18 protein-coding genes are annotated in these 18246 nt (G+C 60.9%); 16 read left to right on the top strand and 2 right to left on the bottom strand.

From position 1 onward, the window contains the following. The first annotated feature begins 73 nt into the window (after positions 1-73). The gene (locus tag CAG34_RS12705) at positions 74-1297 is read left to right on the top strand and encodes an SAM-dependent methyltransferase (RefSeq protein ID WP_085590335.1); all 1224 of its coding nucleotides are present in this window, start codon (positions 74-76) and stop codon (positions 1295-1297) included. 4 nt (positions 1298-1301) lie between these two features. Here CAG34_RS12705 and CAG34_RS12700 read toward each other — a convergent pair whose 3' ends face one another. Continuing rightward, a complete protein-coding gene (locus CAG34_RS12700; protein ID WP_085590333.1) occupies positions 1302-2180 on the bottom strand; it encodes a DNA-binding response regulator in 879 nt (292 codons plus the stop codon). A 448-nt stretch (positions 2181-2628) separates the two neighbouring features. On the opposite strand from CAG34_RS12700, the gene CAG34_RS12695 reads away from it, so the two are divergent. From CAG34_RS12695 to CAG34_RS12630, 14 genes are all read left to right on the top strand, one after another. Next, the gene (locus tag CAG34_RS12695) at positions 2629-2820 is read left to right on the top strand and encodes a Flp family type IVb pilin (RefSeq protein WP_054571983.1); all 192 of its coding nucleotides are present in this window, start codon (positions 2629-2631) and stop codon (positions 2818-2820) included. Positions 2821-2852: 32 nt separating this feature from the next. Then, complete coding sequence (locus tag CAG34_RS12690; RefSeq protein WP_085590389.1) at positions 2853-3383, top strand: prepilin peptidase; 531 nt, start codon at positions 2853-2855, stop codon at positions 3381-3383. A gap of 2 nt (positions 3384-3385) precedes the next feature. Further along, positions 3386-4714, top strand: coding sequence for an AAA family ATPase (locus CAG34_RS12685; protein WP_085590331.1), 1329 nt, complete (start codon positions 3386-3388; stop codon positions 4712-4714). Positions 4715-4726: 12 nt separating this feature from the next. Then, positions 4727-5539, top strand: coding sequence for a Flp pilus assembly protein CpaB (cpaB, locus tag CAG34_RS12680; RefSeq protein ID WP_085590329.1), 813 nt, complete (start codon positions 4727-4729; stop codon positions 5537-5539). An 87-nt stretch (positions 5540-5626) separates the two neighbouring features. Beyond that, positions 5627-7114: a type II and III secretion system protein family protein gene (locus CAG34_RS12675; RefSeq protein WP_085590327.1), complete on the top strand. Its 1488-nt coding sequence runs from the start codon at positions 5627-5629 to the stop codon at positions 7112-7114. 15 nt (positions 7115-7129) lie between these two features. After that, positions 7130-7411 (top strand): hypothetical protein, encoded by a 282-nt coding sequence (locus CAG34_RS12670; protein ID WP_085590325.1) that lies wholly within the window; start codon positions 7130-7132, stop codon positions 7409-7411. Positions 7412-7422: 11 nt separating this feature from the next. After that, a complete protein-coding gene (locus CAG34_RS12665) occupies positions 7423-8766 on the top strand; it encodes a TadE/TadG family type IV pilus assembly protein (RefSeq protein ID WP_085590323.1) in 1344 nt (447 codons plus the stop codon). A 9-nt stretch (positions 8767-8775) separates the two neighbouring features. After that, complete coding sequence (locus CAG34_RS12660) at positions 8776-9246, top strand: TadE/TadG family type IV pilus assembly protein (RefSeq protein ID WP_085590321.1); 471 nt, start codon at positions 8776-8778, stop codon at positions 9244-9246. Next, positions 9246-9749, top strand: coding sequence for a TadE/TadG family type IV pilus assembly protein (locus CAG34_RS12655; protein WP_085590319.1), 504 nt, complete (start codon positions 9246-9248; stop codon positions 9747-9749). The genes CAG34_RS12660 and CAG34_RS12655 overlap by 1 nt, the downstream gene beginning before the upstream one ends. Further along, a complete protein-coding gene (locus tag CAG34_RS12650; protein ID WP_085590317.1) occupies positions 9743-10960 on the top strand; it encodes an AAA family ATPase in 1218 nt (405 codons plus the stop codon). Before CAG34_RS12655 ends, CAG34_RS12650 begins: the two co-directional genes overlap by 7 nt. Positions 10961-10963: 3 nt before the next feature. Further along, positions 10964-12406 carry a CpaF family protein gene (locus tag CAG34_RS12645; protein ID WP_085590315.1) on the top strand — a complete coding sequence of 481 codons (1443 nt, stop codon included), beginning with the start codon at positions 10964-10966 and terminating at the stop codon, positions 12404-12406. Further along, the gene (locus tag CAG34_RS12640; protein ID WP_085590313.1) at positions 12403-13389 is read left to right on the top strand and encodes a type II secretion system F family protein; all 987 of its coding nucleotides are present in this window, start codon (positions 12403-12405) and stop codon (positions 13387-13389) included. The genes CAG34_RS12645 and CAG34_RS12640 overlap by 4 nt, the downstream gene beginning before the upstream one ends. Before the next feature lie 27 nt (positions 13390-13416). Then, positions 13417-14385 (top strand): type II secretion system F family protein, encoded by a 969-nt coding sequence (locus tag CAG34_RS12635; protein ID WP_085590311.1) that lies wholly within the window; start codon positions 13417-13419, stop codon positions 14383-14385. Position 14386: 1 nt separating this feature from the next. Continuing rightward, positions 14387-15430 carry a lipopolysaccharide assembly protein LapB gene (locus CAG34_RS12630; protein WP_085590309.1) on the top strand — a complete coding sequence of 348 codons (1044 nt, stop codon included), beginning with the start codon at positions 14387-14389 and terminating at the stop codon, positions 15428-15430. A 441-nt stretch (positions 15431-15871) separates the two neighbouring features. Here the strand turns inward: CAG34_RS12630 and CAG34_RS12625 are convergent, their stop codons facing one another. Further along, on the bottom strand, positions 15872-16882 hold the full coding sequence (locus tag CAG34_RS12625) for a DUF4917 family protein (protein ID WP_085590307.1): 1011 nt from the start codon (positions 16880-16882) through the stop codon (positions 15872-15874). A gap of 239 nt (positions 16883-17121) precedes the next feature. Here CAG34_RS12625 and CAG34_RS12620 point away from each other — a divergent pair, with 239 nt between their 5' ends. Beyond that, positions 17122-18189, top strand: coding sequence for a glycerophosphodiester phosphodiesterase family protein (locus CAG34_RS12620; RefSeq protein ID WP_085590304.1), 1068 nt, complete (start codon positions 17122-17124; stop codon positions 18187-18189). The last annotated feature ends 57 nt before the right edge of the window (positions 18190-18246 follow it).

The following is an 18246-nucleotide window of genomic DNA, read 5'->3' as shown; positions in this document are numbered from 1 at the left end:
CAGGAAGTTAGCCACCCTGTAGAATGCGCGCATTGCGCCATGCGCTCCCCGCTATCCGAGGCACCGTTTTTCCATGTCCGCCAGTTCTTCTGCCCCATCCGCGCCGGATGCGCGCACCCAGTTTCTCGACCAGCTGAACGCCGCCCTGCATGGCAATACCCTGGTCAAACTGGTATTGGCGCGCCATGTCGGTGCCGACCAGACCTTGCAACGGATCATTGCCAAGCCGCTGCAGGTCAAGGGCCAGCCGTGCCTGTCGCTGGTCTATCGCCACCAGACCCGCGACATCACCCGCAACCTGGCGCTGGATCAGGCCCAGGCGCTGGTCGCCGAGCTGCTGCCGGACAGCTTCCGTAACGCGCACCTGTTCGACGCCGACGGTGAAGTGCAGTTGACCTTCAGCAAGAAGGGCAAGCCCATGCTCCAGCGCCACGGCGCACAGGCACCGCGCGAAGCTGCCAGCAGCAGCGGCCATGACCGCGAGAAGAAGCGCTATCTGGAGCTGTCGCGGCCGTTCCTGCGTGACCTCGGCGTGACTGACGCACAAGGCGCGCTGATCCCGTCCATGTCGCGCAAGTGGAAGCAGATCAACAAGTTCATCGAAGTCTTCGACCACGCCCTGGCCAGCGCCCCGGTGCCGGCGGAGCAGGCGCTGCGGGTGGCCGACTTCGGCTCTGGCAAGGGCTACCTGACCTTTGCCATGCACGACTACCTGCGCAACAGCCTGGGCCGCGAAGCGCAGGTAACCGGCGTCGAGCTGCGCCAGGACATGGTCGACTTGTGCAACGCCGCCGCCTTGCGCCTGGAGCACCCGGGCCTGGAGTTCCAGTGTGGTGACGTGCGTAGCGTGGTGCCCGAGGCCATCGAGGTGATGATCGCCCTGCATGCCTGCGACATCGCCACCGACTACGCCATCCACACCGGCATCCGCTGCAACGCCGCGATCATCATGTGCTCGCCGTGCTGCCACAAGCAGATCCGCCCGCAACTGCACAGCCCGGGGTTGTTGCAGCCGATGCTGCAGTACGGCCTGCACCTGGGCCAGCAGGCCGAGATGCTGACCGACAGCCTGCGCGCGCTGTACCTGGAAGCCTGCGGATACGAGACCAAGGTGTTCGAGTTCATCTCGCTGGAGCACACCAACAAGAACAAGATGATTCTTGCGGTGAAGCGGCGCCAGGCAGGGGACAACGGCACGTTGCTGGAGAAGATCGGGCAGCTCAAGGCGTTCTATGGGGTGCAGGAGCATTGCCTGGAGACGTTGTTGCGAGGGGACGGGTTGCTGCCTGGCGTGTGATTCTTCAGCGGCTCTTGTGAAACGCCGCACTCGGTAACACGTTATCCAGAAGTGGCGCATTCGTACCTTTCAGGGGCTCGCTTTCGCTGGCCGTCGCTTCGAGCTGGCGGGCCTGGCGGTATTCGCTGGGCGTGCAGTTGCTGACCTGCTTGAAGGTACGGGCGAAGTAGGACGGGTCCTTGAAGCCTGCCTCATAGCCGATGCTGGTAATCGGCATCTGGCTGTTGACGAGCAGGTCCATGGCCAGATTCATGCGCTTGCTCAGGATGTAATCCAGAAACCCAACGCCGTTGACTTCCTTGAACAGGCGGCTGAAGCGGGCCGTGGTCATGCCGCAGCGCTGCGCGAGGTCCTTTTGATCGACACATTCGCGAAAGTGCTGGTCGATGTACGGCATGACCTTGCTGAGCGCCTGGTGCTTGTGGTGTTCGCCGGTCAGGCGAATGCTGTCCGGCAGGGAGGGAAGGTGATCGATGCGCTGCGCATTGCCTGAGGCCTTGCTGGCGCGGCGTATGTCGCAAAGCTGCTTGAGGACATCGATGTAGCGACTTTTCTCACCGCTTGTCAGCGGCAATACCAGATACTCCCAGACCCGCGAACGCATGGCCCAGACAGCCAACTCTTCGGAGTGCTGCACGGTGAACATGGTGACCGGGATGGATGGTGAGTTGCGTTTCACTTCCAGCAGCAGGTTGAGGTTGAGGGTGTCGGGGCGATCGAAATGCATGCAGATCATGTCTGCCTGCTGGCGTTCGGAATGCGCGACGGCCTTCGCCAGTTTGCAATCGCAGACATGACTGAACTGTGCCATCAGCGCTTCGGTGGAATGATCGCGTGTCAGATCGAACCACAACAACAGCGGCTTTGTGCCCGGGTTAGACATCGTGACTTAACCTTAGTGCTGGGAGTTTCCCTACGAGCAGCAGTATTGTCAAAACACTATTAGTTCGACGAGCAATTTGGTTATTAACTTAGATCGTTTTTGCTTAAGGGGTTCTATGCGTTTTGTAAAACCCTGATGTTAGACAGGTTCCGCAGCCAGGCTGGTCTTTGATCATGGCGACCGCTCGTCGGCTTTGAACAAACGTGCCAGAACCTTTCCCTGAGCCGGCTGCAAATGCGTACGAAAGTGCTTCTCATATTGACGCTTGCTACCTGTTTTCCTGGTGGCATTGTCACTTTTTGGATGCTGGCCAATGGCCGCAAAAAAGTCCTAGCGATTCGCAAAAATCTCCTAACGACTGTCGCCTCCCCCTGACTAGGATTCCCATCAGGTAGTGCAATCGCCACTGCCCGGGAAGAAAAACAATGTCCTTAGCGAGGTGAGCGAAATGACTCTGCAAACAATCAAGGCTTCGGTCGTGAAGTTCGTCAAAGATGAAGATGGCCTGACCGTTGTGGAATATGCGGTGGCTGGTGGGTTGGTGACGGCACTTGTTGTTGGGATATTCACTAGTCTCGGAACTGCAGTGCAGACAAAGATGCAGACTCTTTGCACTGCCATCAAAGGGTCGGCGTGCTAATAGAAATAATCATCCAGCAGGGAGAGGCGGTGATGACCAGAGAGCAGTTGGTTATGACTGTTTTGCTGATGGGGCTGCTGGGTATCGCGGTGGCGAGCGACATTCGTCGCCACCGCATTCCCAACCTCCTGATTCTGGTGGGACTGGGGTTGGGCTTGGCTGGTCAGGCTTACTCCATCGGAGTCAGTGGTTTCGGTTATGGGTTGCTGGGGGTGCTGATTGCCTTCGCCATTTTTCTCCCAATGTACGCCTTGGGTGGGATGGCTGCCGGCGATGTCAAGCTGATGGCTATGGTCGGCGCTTTTCTTCCTTTAAACGGCGCGCTCAACGCGGCACTCCTGAGTCTGATTGCCGGATGTCTATGTGGTCTTCTTCTAATTCTAGTGCGTGGCCAATTACCGATGACCTTATCGCGTTACTGGTTGATGTTGAGAGCACAGGCGTATTTCGCGCCGGAGGCTGATGAGGTGGCCGGAAAGCCCTTCCCATACGCCGTGGCAATTCTTCTCGGAACCCTTGTCAGCCTTTTCTGGCAACCGCTGGCCTTTAGCCTAGGAGGCTGAAAATGTACGCACTCAGAGACAGCGGTGCCTGTGACAAGGACGCAGTGCAGAGCCTGGCACCACAACCTCGCACAGTCCGTGAGACTGGACTGGCGGAAAGCTTTCTCGGTGATTTGCTGTGCAAGCACCTGTACGACGCCGGTACGCTGGATCTGTCGCGCCTGGTCGAGCGCCTGGCGCTGACCGGTGCGGTGGTGGAGGAGATACTGGCTTTTCTACGCAAGGATGGCCGCGTTGAAGTACTGGGCCAGGTCGGTGTGCAAACGGGGGGGCAGGTGCTGCGTTACGGCTTGACCGAACGCGGCCGCGGTACCGCCCGTGATGCACTGGCGCGCAGCGGCTACATCGGCGCGGCGCCCTTCCCGGTAAGTGCCTATCGTGACCTGCTCAAGCTGCAGACCATCCACCATGGCCGCATCAGTACGCAGGACATGCACAAGGCCTTTGCGGGCGTAGTGTTGTCGGAGAGCATGCTCGACCAGCTAGGGGTAGCGCTGAACTCCGGACGCGCCATCATGATTTATGGCCCCGCAGGCACCGGCAAGACCTACGTCAGCAGCCGCCTGATCCGCCTGTTCGCCGAAGCCATCTGGGTACCCCATGCCATCGAGATCAACGAGTCGGTCATCGAGGTATACGACCCCCAGGTGCATCAGCGCCTGGAGGAAGAAAGCCAATCTACCAGCCTGTTGCTCAACGAAGGAATCGATCGTCGGCTGGTGCGCTGCAAACGCCCGGTTGTGATCACTGGCGGTGAGTTGGGCATGGAGCAACTGGACGTCCGCTTCGATCCCGGTACCCGTCAGTACCAGGCCTCCTTGCAACTCAAGGCCAGCAACGGCCTGTTCATCATCGACGACATGGGGCGCCAGCGCATGGCCCCGGCCGAACTGTTCAACCGCTGGATCGTGCCGATGGAAGAGAAGCGCGACTTCCTCAACCTGGGTGGCGGGCGCCATTGCGAGCTGCCGTTCGATCTGGTGCTGGTGTTCTCCACCAACCTCAACCCGCTGGAGTTGGCTGACGAAGCCTTCTTGCGGCGCATTGGCTACAAGCTGCAGTTCAGCTACCTGAAAGTCGATGAGTACGAACGCATCTGGCGTCAGGAATGCGAACGCCTGGGCCTGGCTTACGACCCGCTGCTGTTGCGTTACGCGCTACAGGCCCTGTACGAGGCAGAAGGCGTGCCGCTGGTGCCCTGCCACCCTCGCGATCTGCTGAACATGGCACTTGACCGCCAGCGTTACATGGGGGGCGAGGGGCCGTTGTCGGAGCAGGAGCTGAAATGGGCCTGGCAAAGCTACTTCGTGCAGATCGACTTCCTTGGATAAGGAGATGCAGACATGAGTGCCCGTACGCTGACCTTGGTTGCCGTGTCCCTGACCCTGGGGCTTGGCGCCGCCTTGATGGCGAACAACTGGCTCAATGGTCGGCTCAACGCCGCCCCGGATGACAACATGAAGAACGTGGTGGTCGCCACGGTGGAGATCCCGTTCGGGCAGATGATCGAGGCGCAGCAAGTCGCCATCGTGCGCATGCCCAAGGATGCGGTACCTGACGATGCCTTTGACAGCAATGAAAAGGTGGTTGGCAAGATTGCCACTTTTGCATTGTTGCGCGGCGATGTGCTGCGTAGCGCTCGCCTGGCCGAGCACCTGGGTGGCAGTACCCTGGCTTCGTTGATTGCTCCAGACAAGCGCGCCATTTCGGTGCGTGTGGATGATGTGGTCGGGGTGGGCGGGTTCCTGTTGCCGGGCAACCGGGTCGATGTTCTGGCAACCAAGCAAAGCAATGGCGGTAGTAATGACGCCGAATCCAGAACCATCCTCCAGGACCTCCGGGTATTGGCTGTGGACCAGACAGCGGGGACGGACAAGACCCAGCCGGTGGTGGTACGTGCCGTGACCCTGGAAATGTCGGCCAAAGAGGCCGAGGTGCTGGTCAGGGCGCAATCCGAAGGGAAGTTGCAACTGGCTCTGCGCAACCCGCTGGACGCTCAGAAGCAGGCGCCAGCCGTTGCCGCTGTCGAGCCGGTGAAGGCTGCAACGCCAGCATTCAAACCCCAAACAAGACCGGTGGTAAATCGCAGTAGTGACGGTGGCGCGGTCACCATCATCCGTGGGACTGAAGTTGAAGTAGCGAAAGCACGGTTCTAAAGCAGCTGGCGTCCGAATGGTTAACCTTCGGCAGGAACAAGAATACCTCGCAAGGAGTTGTGCATGAATACTTTGCAGAGACTAGGGATGTACCTGTTGTGCGGGCTGGGTACGCAGCTGCTGTTCGTCGGTGTGACGCAGGCTGCAGAACCAGGATCGGGATACAGCGCCATGCCGGCGGCCAACACCAACATGGTCCAGGTGCCCATCTACAAGTCGCGGACGATCAGTGCTCGTACGCCGGTGAGGAAAATCTCGGTCGGCAACCCGGATATCGCCGATATCCTGATCACCAGCCCGACCCAGCTCTACCTGCTCGGCCGTTCCCTGGGCACTACCAACGTACTGCTGTGGGACAGCAATAACCGCTTGATCGATACCCTGGATGTGGAGGTCGTGCATGACCTCACCGGGCTCAAGACCAAACTGCACCAGCTGCTGCCCGAGGAGAACATCGAGGTGTTCAGCGCCCAGGGCGCGTTGGTACTGCGTGGTCAGGTGCGCAGCGCCGCGGCCATGGACACGGCGATGAAAGTGGCCAAGACCTATGCCGCGCAAACCTCGAGTGTGGTGCAAGGCAAGGGTGAAGCCGCCGAGGCGGCCCCGGCCCAGTCGCTGGAGGTGATCAACCTGCTCAGCGTCGGTGGCAGCCAGCAGGTGATGCTGGAAGTCAAAGTGGCAGAGATGCAGCGCAGCCTGATCAAGAACCTTAACGTGCGCTTCAATGCCCTTGGATCATCCGGCAACTGGAGCGGTGGCGGGTTCAACAATGGTCAAGGACTGGGCCTGACTCCAGGCGGCGGGTCGATCCTTTCGCCAGGTTCGCTGATTGGTGGCGGCAAAGGCTTGTTCGCCCAGTTCCTGTCCGACGATTTCCTCTTCAACGTGGTGCTGGAAGCGTCCAAGGACAATGGTTCGGCCAAGGTACTGGCGGAGCCCACCCTGACCACGCTGACTGGCCAGCAGGCTGAGTTCATTTCTGGTGGCGAGTTTCCGGTGCCAATCACCGAGGATGATGGCATCACCATCGAATACAAGGAATTCGGTGTCGGCGTGAAGTTCCTGCCGGTGGTGCTCGACTCCGGGCGTATCAACCTCAACCTGAATGTCTCGGTGAGCGAGCTTTCCAACGCCAACTCGCTGGTACTCGACACGGGCCTCAGCAGCATCCTGGGCGATGGAGTTTCCCAGGTTATTCCGTCGCTGACCAAGCGCAGCGCAGAGTCCACGGTCGAACTGGGCAATGGCCAGACCATTGCCATCGCCGGCTTGATCAGCGAAAACACTCGCGATTTCGTCAGCCGTTTCCCGGGTCTGGGGGACCTGCCGATACTCGGGCACCTGTTCCGCAGCCAATCGTTCATCAACGGTGAAACCGAACTGGTGATCCTGGTGACGCCGCACCTCGCCAAGCCCGTGGATGCCAAGGCGGTGCGCCTGCCCACTGAGAAGTTCGTCGAGCCCAGTGACCTGGACTTCTACCTGCTCGGCAAGACCAAGGGCAGTGAGCCGGGGCGCGCGGTGCCCGTCAGCCTCGGTGTCAGCGGTGGCAACTTTGGCCATGATCTGAACTGATCGGAGAGAACCAGCATGAGAACCATGATCGTGTGTTGCGCGCTGCTGTCGGGGGTGTCCGGTTGCATGTCGTACGACGAGGGGCGCGTCGGCCCGCTGGGTTACAGCGTCTACCAGACAACCTACCAGCAGATTGCCGACAAGCAGGTGGCCGCCAATCCAGGCACCGAACTGCCTGCCGTCGGCGCCGATGGGCCGTTGCTGGAGAAGGTGATGAATGGTTATCGGGGGGCGACTGGCGATGCGCAGCAGATCGGTCAGCCGATCCAGATCCAAGTCACTGATTCAACTCGCTGATTGAGGGCGTAATCATGACTCCTCGAGCTCAACGGATGTTCACCGCGCCGCGAGGCCAACAGCGGGGGGCAGTGACTGTCATCATCGTGATCGCCTTGTTGGCGATACTGATGATGGCAGCGTTGGTGCTCGATGGCGGTCACATGTTGTTGAACAAGACTCGACTGCAGAATGCCGTGGACGCCGCCGCCCTCAGTGGCGCCAAGACCCTGAGCCAGGTGATGGGCACTGGCAATTCTGCCAGTACCACGCGAGCAGCCGCGCTCTTCACCCTCAACGAAAATGCCAAGGCCGCTGGCAACATGGAGCTGTTGACGGCAATCGGCGGCAACCCTGGCGGATTTGCCGTGGTGGAGTTGGCAGACAATGTCTATGGGCCTTTCTCCTTCCCCGGGCCGGCCAATGCCACCTATGTGCGGGTCTCGGTATCGAACTACTCACTGGCGGGCTTTTTCTGGAGCTTCGCCCAGTCAATCGGTACAGGAACCGTGGGGACCAAAAGTGTGACGGCGATTGCAACCGCCGGGCCGAGCCCCACCAGTCCATGTGATCTTGCGCCGCTGCTGGTGTGTGGGGACCCGACCAAATACAACCCGGACACCGGCATGTTCTGGGGGTATCGCTTTGGTGACCTGGAGGTCTTGAAATCAGCTTCCAAGGACAGCGACCCGATTGGCCCGGGCAATTTTCAGCTGCTCGATTTTGGCTCGGGCGGCAAGGAGGTTGGCGAACTCATGGCTGGCGGCGCCTCGGTTTGCCGAAATGTCGGTGACAACGCCGCTACCAAGCCTGGCAACACGGTTGGTCCTGCTGTGAAAGGCCTGAATACTCGCTTCGGCCAGTATGCCGGGTCGCTCAATAGTTCGGACTATCCGCCAGACCTGGTGACGACCTATAGCAATCCGGTAATGAAGTACAACGACGCAATCACGCCTAACCAAGTGGAGCAGCAGGGCCAAGTCGTCACTTCGAGCAATGGCAACCTGTCTGCTGGCGGCACGCCGCTGTTCGACTACAACGACTATGCCGCGCAGACCGCCGCATGTGTCGCAGGCGGTACGGGTTGCCAGTCGAGTGGAGTTTTCGAGCGACGGATGCTGAAGATCGTGGTAGGCGACTGCTCGGGCAAGAACTCGGGGGCATCATCGATTCCGGTCCTTGGTTTCGGTTGCTTCTATGTGGTGCAGCCTGCCGACAACTCAGGTGGGGATTCGCAGATCTTTGGCCAGTTCGTCAAGCAATGCGAGGGTGACGGCGTGCCTGGGCCTACTCCGCAGGACGATTCCGGCCCGCAGATCATCCAGTTGTACAAAACCTTTATCAATGGCAGTGGCACACCGAGCACCGACTCCTAGGAGCGTGTCATGGAACTTTATCGGTTCAAGCGTGCACAACGTCAGCAAGGGGTGGCAATCGTCGAGTTCACCATCACCCTGCCACTGTTGCTCCTGACCTTGCTGGCTTTCGGCGAATTTGGCCGCATGCTTTACCAGTACAACAGCTTGCTGCAGGGCAGCCGGGATGCCGCACGCTTTGTCGCCAGCCAGGCCTGGAACTCGACCCTTGGCAAGGTCGAAGTGAGCGCCGACCTCGAGTGCATGACCAAGAAAGTGGCGGTGTACGGTGCACCTTCAGCGCCGCCCTGCAGCCTGACCGGGATGCCGGCTGATACTACCGTGCAGGTGGCCAAGGTGGCGGGCACCAACGACCACGTTCAGGTCACCATCAGCGCGGTCTTTTCCCCACTGATCGCCAACGGCATTCCGGCCTTTATCGGAGGCGGCACGGCGCTGAACTTTCCGTTGGTCGCCACCACTGTGATGAGGGCACTGTGATGAAGCGCAGAGGCATGCAGGGCGTTTACGTGGTGGAGTTCGCCATCGTCAGTGCGTTGATGTTCACGCTGCTGTTCGGGGTGCTGGAAATAGGCCGGCTGTACTACACCGTGAATGTGCTGAATGAGTCCGTTCGGCGTGGCGCACGGCTGGCAGCGGTGTGCAATATCAGCGATCCGGTGGTGCTGCGCCGGGCAATATTCAACAGTGCGGGCGACAGCGGAGCCAGTGGCCTGCTGGCCGACCTGGACACTTCGGACCTTACCCTGCGTTATCTGGACAAGAACGGTGCACAGGTCGCCAACCCCGGTGATCTGGTGAACGCCACCGGGTTTGCCGCTGTCCGCTATGTCCAGCTGACGCTGCAGAACTTTCAATTCAGCCTGTTTATTCCAGGTTTTGGGGTGCCCATTACCCTGCCAGTATTCAAGGCGACCTTACCTCGCGAGAGCCTCGGGCGTCATACCGGGGCGGGTGTCGTACCGGAGATCACGCCATGCTGAATCTTAGGGAGAGTTCCGTATCCGCTACTTCCATCAAGCCCGGGATGCGTCTGTTGATCAGCAGTTCCGACGCCTTGGCCTTGCGTCAATTGCAAGAAATCTGTCAGCGCATCTCCGGTCTGGAGGTGAATGTTCGTCAGGTGAGCAATGGGCATTGCGACCCGCTTTACGGGCTCGACCGGATGCCCGATTTCCTGCTGCTGCGCGTTGGCCAGCTGTGGCGTGAGGAACTGGCAGCCTTGTTGCAACGCCCGGCCCATGAGCGCCCGCCGCTGTTGGTGTGTGGCCTGCTGGACGATCGGGAAGGCATGCGCCTGGCGATGCAGGCCGGTGCGCGTGATTTTCTGCCAGAGCCTATCGTTGCCACGGAGCTTATCGCTGCCTTGAACCGTATGGTCATGGAAACCCAGACCAACAGCACGGCAACAGGCAAACTGGTCGCGGTGATGAATGCCAAGGGTGGCTCCGGCGGCACGGTGCTGGCCTGCAACCTGGCGCATCAGCTCAGCCTCAAGGGCAACACCCTGTTGCTTGACCTGGACCTGCAGTTTGGCAGCGTGTCGCATCATCTGGATGTGGCGCAGTCGCACAGCCAACTGGACGTGTTGCAGCAGATAAAAGAAATGGATGGTGTTGCACTGCGCGGCTTCTGCAGCCATTTCAGCCCGTCCTTGCATGTGCTTGGCAGCCGCGCCAATGAGCTGTGCCTGCCGCAGGATGTGCAGGCCGAACAGCTCGATGCGCTGCTGCAGCTGGCGCGGGCCAACTATGACTGGGTGGTGACGGACTTGCCGCGGCAGATCGATCACATCACCGCTTCGGTGCTGGAGCAGGCCGACCGGGTGTACGTCGTGGTGCAGCAGAGCGTCAACCACCTGCGCGACGCCAGTTCCCTGGCGCGCATTCTGCGCGATGACCTGGGCGTGCGCGGCAATCAGCTGGAGGTGGTGGTCAACCGCTACGACAAGGCGGCGCCGGTCAGCCTCAAGGATATCGGCGAGGCGCTGCGCTGCACCAATATCGTGAAACTGCCGAATGACTTCAGCGTCATCAATCAGAGCCAGAACACGGGTGTGCCATTAGGCTTGCAAGCACCTCGCTCCGCGATCACCCAGGCGCTGCGTGGGCTGGCCGAGGAATTGGTTGGCAAGCAGGTGGACACTGACACGGGACTGTTCAAACGCGCCTTCAAGCGTGTTTTTCGGGGGTGAACCATGCTTAGCGATTTCCGTAACCGTTTGCGCAAACAGGCAGCCACCCCCGAGGCGTTGACGCCGTCGAAGCAGGGTGGAGGCGCGAAGGACCCGGCAGAGGCGTTGATGGCGTGGGAACATTCGGCACCGGATGTTCTGTTTGAAACGAAAAGCCAGGTCACATCGGTGGAAGCCGAGTGGCGGGAGAAGACCTATCAGCAACTGCTCAAGGTCATGGACCTGTCCTTGCTCGACTCGCTCGAGCAGGCCGAGGCCGTGCGGCAGATCCGTGATATCTGCCAGCGTCTGCTCGATGAGCATTCGGCGCCGGTAAGCTCTGCCAGCCGCCAGTTGATCATCAAGCAGATCACCGACGAAGTGCTTGGCCTTGGCCCGCTGGAGCCGCTGCTGGCCGACCATACGGTGTCCGACATTCTGGTCAACGGGCATGACTCGGTGTACGTCGAACGGTTCGGCAAGTTGCAGCGCACCGATGTGCGATTTCGCGATGATCAGCACCTGCTGAACATCATTGACCGCATCGTCTCCAGCCTCGGCCGGCGTATCGACGAGTCTTCGCCGTTGGTCGATGCACGCCTCAAGGACGGTTCGCGGGTCAATGCGATCATCCCGCCGCTGGCCATCGACGGGCCAAGTATCTCGATACGCCGCTTTGCGGTGGACCTGCTCAATACCGACAGCCTGATCCAGGCGGGCGCGCTGACGCCGGCCATCGCCTTGCTGCTCAAGGCGATCGTGCGGGGGCGGCTGAACGTGCTGATCTCCGGCGGCACCGGCTGCGGCAAGACCACCATGCTCAATGTGCTGTCCAGTTTCATTCCCCACAACGAGCGCATCGTCACCATCGAGGACTCGGCCGAGCTGCAGCTGCAGCAGCCGCATGTGGTGCGCCTGGAAACACGGCCGGCGAACATCGAAGGGCGCGGCGAGGTGGGCCAGCGTGAGCTGGTGCGCAACAGCCTGCGGATGCGCCCCGACCGCATCGTGATCGGTGAGGTGCGCGGCGCCGAGGCGCTGGACATGCTGACGGCGATGAACACTGGTCACGATGGTTCTCTGACTACCATCCACGCCAACACCGCGCGCGATGCGTTGGGCCGGGTGGAGAACATGGTCTTGATGTCTGGCGCTACATTCCCGATCAAGGCCATGCGCCAGCAGATCGCATCGGCCATCGATGTGGTGATCCAGCTGGAGCGACAGGAAGACGGCAAGCGGCGGTTGGTCAGTGTGCAGGAGATCAACGGCATGGAGGGCGAAATCATCACCATGACCGAGATATTCTCGTTCGTCCGCAATGGCCTGGGCGAGCAGGGCCAGGTGCTCGGCGACTTCCGGCCAAGCGGCATGGTCCCGGCCTTTCGCGATTCTTTGGCCAAGCGCGGGATCGAGTTGCCGTTGACTATGTTCAGGCCGGAATGGATGGAGGTTGGTCAGCCATGAGCCAGATACCCGTTGAATACATCCTGATATTTCTAGGCATGGTGTTTGTTGCCGTGTTTCTCCTCAGCCAAGGATTGGTCGTGCCAGTGTTCGGCGAAGCGGGCAAGGTACGCAAACGTATTCGCGGCCGACTGGTGCTCCTGGAGCGGGCAAGCCATCTGCCGAACATGCAGACTGTGCTGCGGCAGAAGTACCTGACCCGCTTGTCGCCGCTGGAGGCGCGGCTCGAGCAGTTACCCTTCATGGCGTCGCTGACGCAAATGATCGAGCAAGCCGGGCATGAGTACCGGGCCTATCGGGTATTTCTGATGGGGCTCGTTCTGGCAGCGGCTGCCGGGATGCTGGCCTGGATGTTCTTTCCTTACTGGTGGTTGGCGCTGGCGGTAGCGTTCGTGGCGTTCTGGTTGCCGCTGCTGAAAATCACCCATGACCGTGGCATGCGTTTCGCCAGATTCGAGGAGGGTTTGCCGGATGCGCTGGAAGCCATGTGCCGGGCATTGCGCGCTGGGCATCCCTTCAATGAAACCCTGCGCCTGGTGGCAGAGGAGCACAAGGGACCGGTGGCGCATGAATTCGGCCTGACCTTCGCCGATATCAACTACGGTAACGATGTGCGCCGGGCCATGCTTGGCCTGCTGGAACGGGTGCCGAGTATGACGGTGATGATGATGGTGACTTCGATCCTCATTCATCGCGAGACTGGCGGCAACCTGACCGAAGTTCTGGAGCGTCTGAGTAGCCTGATCCGGGGGCGTTTTCGCTTTCAACGCAAGGTCAAGACCATGTCGGCCGAAGGGCGAATGTCGGCTTGGGTGCTGGTGGCCGTACCCTTTGTGCTGGCGGCGGGGATCATGCTCACTAGCCCCACGTATTTGCCAACGCTGGTCAACGATCCTTTCGGCCAAAAGCTTATCATGGCGGCTTTTGGCTCCATGCTGGTCGGGATCTTCTGGATTCGCAAGATCATCCGAATCCAGGTTTAAGCAGTTCTCGCAACGGGGGCGTCGGTCATGGATTATTTGCTCGGTTTATTGAGTCGGGTGACGGACAATGAGGCACTGACACGCCTGCTGATCGTCGGCGCGATCGGGGTAAGTACGGTCATTGCGGTGATCACCGTAACGTTACTGGTGCTGGGGTTGCAGAGCCCTCTGCAACGTCGTCTTGCATTAATCAAGCGTGATCACTCCGGCGCTGCGGCCGGGCGGGAGGCGCCAGGCAATCTGCAACTCCTGCTGGAGCGGGTCGGTCGGCGCCTTGGCCCGTCTGAGCAAGGGCAGGCGTCAGCCACCCGAACCCTTTTGACCCACGCGGGTTACGGCTCGGCGTCAGCGGTACAGGTGTACTGGGCGGTTCGTTTGCTGTTGCCGCTGATTCTGGTTGGTATATCACTGTTGACACTGCCACTGGTACCCAACCTTTCCTCAACCGTGATTATCGCTGTGGTGCTCATAGGGGCTGCTGTCGGATGGTTGCTGCCGGCACTGTATATCGACAAGCGCAAGACGGCTCGGCAGGGTCGGTTGCGTGCGGCCTTTCCAGATGCCCTGGACTTGATGGTGGTGTGCGTAGAATCGGGTCTGGCGTTACCCCATGCAATCGAGCGGGTGGCCGAAGAAATGTCGGTCAGCCAGGCCGAGCTGGCCGAGGAACTGGCGTTGGTCAATGCGCAAATCCGCGCCGGTATTTCCAGTACCGAAGCGCTCAGGCAACTGGCGGACCGGACCGGGCTGGAAGACATCCAAGGCTTGGTCAGCCTGTTGGCCCAAAGCATCCGCTTCGGCACCAGCGTAGCGGCCACCTTGCGAATCTACGCCGAGGAGTTTCGTGACCGGCGCATGCAGGCCGCCGAGGAAATGGGCGCGAAGATCGGAACAAAGCTGGTTTTTCCGCTAATTTTCTGTCTGTGGCCAAGCTTCTTTCTGGTAGCCATCGGCCCGGTGATCATCGGGATACTTAAAACGTTCGGGAATCCATGACATGAACAGGATCAGCTTGCTGTTGACCATGATCGCCGTGCTCTCGGGTTGCCAGAGCACTGGGCCAGACTTGAATGGGGTGCGTTCTGTCTACTCCGCTGGCAATTCGGTGCTCTACCAAGTGCAGTCGCAAAGCAACTCGCCCGACCAGGCGATGCAGATGGCTGCTATGGCTTACCAGGCCGGTGACCTGGACCAGGCGCTGTACCAGTACCTGCGCGTCCTCGAGCTGGCGCCCGAACGTTATGAGGCCCTGGTCTGGGTTGGCCGTATCCACCGCGAACGGGGCAATAACCAGCTTGCCGAGATGGCCTTCACCGAGGTACTGAGCAAGGCACCTGAAAACCCCGATGCCTTGACGGAAATGGGCCTGCTGAACCTGTCCATGCGTAAACATGAGCAGGCCAAGGTGATGTTGTTAAAGGCAGTTGCCGTGGATCAGAAACGCTTCGCCAAGGACGCGGCCAACACCCAGACAGGGGCGGCTGCGCTCAGGGTCGACAGCAAGTCACCGCTCAAGGCCTACAACGGGCTGGGGGTGCTCGCGGATCTGGCCGACAACTTCGCCGAGGCGCAGACCTACTACCGCCTGGCCGAGCTCATCGATCCACGTTCGGCGTTGGTGCAGAACAGCCTGGGGTATTCCTACTACATGGCCGGGCAATGGGCCGATGCCGAGCTCCGGTACAAGCGTGGTGTGAGCTACGACGGCACCTACAAACCGCTTTGGCGCAACTATGGGTTGCTGCTGGCTCGCATGGGGCGCTATGAGGAGGCGGTGTCTGCCTTCGAACAGGTCGAAAAGCGTGCCGAGGCCAGCAATGATGTCGGCTATGTCTGCCTGGTGGAAGGCAAGCTGGATGTGGCTGAGCAGTTCTTCCGCAGCGCGATCGAGTTGTCGCCGGGGCACTATCCCGTCGCCTGGGAAAACCTGAACAGGGTCCAGCAGATTCGGCAGATCCGCCAGCTGGGCGGCGATGTCGCGATGCCCGAGCCGGTTGCAGTTGGCCCGGCCGTGCAGGTGACAACCGCGTCGGCGCCTTGATGGGGCGAGTGGTTAAGCGGGCAAGCCCTGATGCCTGACAGATAGCGTAAACGGGGCTGCTACGCAGCCCATCGCCGGCAAGCCGGCTCCCACAGGTACCGCGCAGAATTCAGGAGTTGCGCGAACCCTGTGGGAGCGGGCAAGCCCTGATGCCTGTCAGATAGCGTAAACGGGGCTGCTACGCAGCCCATCGCCGGCAAGCCAGCTCCCACAGGTACCGCGCAGAATTCAGGAGCTGCGCGATCCCTGTGGGAGCGGGCAAGCCCTGATGCCTGTCAGATAGCGTAAACGGGGCTGCTACGCAGCCCATCGCCGGCAAGCCGGCTCCCACAGGTACCGCGCAGAATTCAGGAGTTGCGCGAACCCTGTGGGAGCGGGCAAGCCCTGATGCCTGACAGATAGCGTAAACGGGGCTGCTACGCAGCCCCCAATTGGTCCACTTCACCTGTGGGTGAGCGGTGCTTCAATAGCCAACGCTGCTTGCCCCAACGGATGCGTACTGGCATCGAAGAAATGCAGCACGGTCCCGGGCATATCCCCGAACCTGTCGACAAAATGCTGCTTCTGGTTGATCACCGATGCCTCGCTCAACGGCCTTATGGCAATCGACAGATGCATCGGTCGGGCCTGTCGGATGGCTTCGAGCAGATGCTGGTCACTGCTGTCCAGGTGCAGCCCGAACAGGCATAGCCCCTGGCTTTCCCGCGCCAGTTGCCCCAGGCACCAGCCCAGGTAGTCAGAGTTGCGGATGGCGCGCAGTTTCTCGTCGCTGCGGTCTTCGTTGATGAACAGCGGCACTTCGCCCGGGATGTTCACGGCAAAACCATCGAGCAGTTCGGCGCTGTCGGCGCTGCGTTGGCGGGTGGTGCCGTCGGGCAGCTTGAGCAGGTGCAGGCCGCCATGCAGATGCAGCACCCGCGTGCCTTCGCCGTTGGTGCGGCGCACGTCGAAGAAGCCTTGCTCGTCGAACAGTTCGGCGAAGCCGTGCGGGGCGTGTTGCACGGCCCACGGTAGCAGCAGGTCGTAGTTGCTGGTGTAGACGCTGCGGTAGCCGCGCAGGGCCTGGTTGAGGGTTGCCAGGGTCGTGGCCGGCATGAGTGGCCACGGCAGGTGCACCGTGCGTACGGCGTGTATCAGCGCTTCCTTGATCGAGTAGTAGCGGTTCAGCGGCGCGGTGGAGTTGATGGCCAGCGCGGCGTTGGTTCGCACGGTGGTGTTGAGGGCGCTGAGCACCGGCTCGAACAGTTCCGTACCCAGCGACTTGAAGAGTGCCTGGTCGCTCACGGCCAGGCCTTTCTTGCGGCCGGCACGTTGCGCTTCCTCGAACAGCGAGAAGTAGCCGAACGGCTTCCACAGCACGCGGCTGGCGCCGTTGCCCAGCAGCAGGGCGTCGCAAGGGTGGTGGGTGGCGAGTTCCGGCCAGGGGGTGAGGGTGGCGTCTAGTGCGGGCATGCTGGGGTCCGTTGGGTGGAGCGGGAACGGGGGCGACTTTAGCATGTCATGCAAGGTGTGCGAGGGTTGTATCCAGGCAAGGGCCTTGTGTCGGCAATGCCGGCCCCTTCGCGGGCACGCCCGCTCCCACAGGAATTACACTGCCCATGAATTCAATGCAGTACCTGTGGGAGCGGGCGTGCCCGCGAAGGGGCCAGAACAGGCAGCGCAAGGTTCACAGGACGATAAAGGACTTATCCATGCGCAATCCCATGTTCAGTTTCTTGGCTCTGACCGCTTTGTTCACTGTATCGGCCGCTTCCGCCAGCAATGGCAAGGCCCTGGCCACCGCCCACGGCATTGCGCACCCGGCGGTGATCGCCCACCGCGGCGCCTCGTACGATGCCCCGGAATCCACCACCCCTGCATACCTGCTGGCCCGCGACCAGGGCGCCGACTACCTGGAACTCGACCTGCAACGCAGCAGTGACGGCGTGCTGGTGGTGGTCCATGACGATGTGCTGTCGCGTACCAGCGATGTCGCCGAGCGCTTCCCAGAGCGAAAGGACAGCCCGGTCAGCGCCTTCACGCTCGCCGAGCTGAAGTCGCTGGATGCTGGCAGCTGGTTCAACCAGGCCTACCCGGCGCGCGCCCGGGCCTCTTTCCGCAAACTGCCGATCCTCACCCTGGACGAGGTCATCGACATCGCCGAAGGCAACCCCGAGCGGCACCCCGGGTTGTACATCGAGACCAAGGTCCCCAAGCAGTTCCCGGGTATCGAGCAGGACCTGAAGGCGCGCCTCGCAGCCCGCGGCTGGCTCGACCGGCCAGGCCGTGTGGTGTTGCAGACCTTCGACCGCAACAGCCTGGCGTTGCTGCACGAGGCCATGCCGCAGGTGCCGAAGGTACTCCTGCTGTGGGTGGGGACAAAAACCATCGAGCCCGCTTCCGGGCAGGATTTCGCTGACTCGGGTGAAACCGACAAGGCCGTGTTCTATGCCCGTCAGCAGCCGAAGGACCAGGCAGAATTCCTGCGCTGGCTCGATCAGGCCAGGCAGGGCGGTGCGGTCGGTACGGGGCCTTCTGCCATGCGCACTCATCTGGGCGAACAGAGCTATGCCGACCTGATCCAGCCCTGGATGAACCAGGCCAGCCAGGCGCGGGATTTGCTGGTGCATGCGTACACCCTCGACGAACCGGTGGACTTCGACAAGGCGATGAAGGCGGGTGTCGACGGGATCTTTACCAACCGCACGGGGGCGTTGCTACGGTTCTATCAGCGTCCGGCGGAGCCAGAGGTTGTGATGCTGGAGAGGTTGGGATACTGAATGGTTGCAGGCGGACGGTTTGTAGCGGCCAAAGCGCTGAACAGTCGGTCACAGGTG

The sequence above is a fragment of the Pseudomonas sp. B14(2017) genome, assembly GCF_002113255.1.
Classification (GTDB): Bacteria; Pseudomonadota; Gammaproteobacteria; order Pseudomonadales; family Pseudomonadaceae; genus Aquipseudomonas; species Aquipseudomonas putida_Z.
This window is presented reverse-complemented; position numbering and strand designations above follow the sequence as displayed.